This window comes from Mesorhizobium sp. CNPSo 4689, from assembly GCF_057784325.1.
In genome coordinates this window covers 1-329 of the sequence record NZ_JBWLUZ010000116.1, presented here as the reverse complement: position 1 = coordinate 329, position 329 = coordinate 1, and the positions used below count along the sequence as shown (strand labels likewise).

Below are 329 nucleotides of genomic sequence, written 5' to 3'. Positions count from 1 at the left end.
GCGGCGTCGTTGGTGCCGGTGATGGAGATGCTGATCACCTGGCTGGTGCCGTCCTCGGAGAAGACGGTGAAGCTGTCGGCGAGCGGATCGCCGTCATTGAGGGCATCGACCGTGGGATTGGTGTCGTCGAGCGTGTAGGTCCAGTTGCCGTCGGCATCGATGGCGAAGCTGCCATAGGTGGCGTTGCCGCTGTCGGGCTGGAAGACGTTGTCGGGATTGTCGACATCGCTTGCCGTCACCGTGCCGGTCGCCGTCACCGGCGCATCGGCGCCGTCCTCGTCGACCGCACCGGTGGTGGTGCCGGCGATGATGGCGGCGTCGTTGGTGCC

General features: G+C 66.6%; 1 protein-coding gene. It reads right to left on the bottom strand.

The window, feature by feature from the left end; genetic code table 11:
- On the bottom strand, nt 1-329 hold a 329-nt coding region (locus AC04SI_RS33385; RefSeq protein WP_488475744.1), incomplete at both ends, for a VCBS domain-containing protein.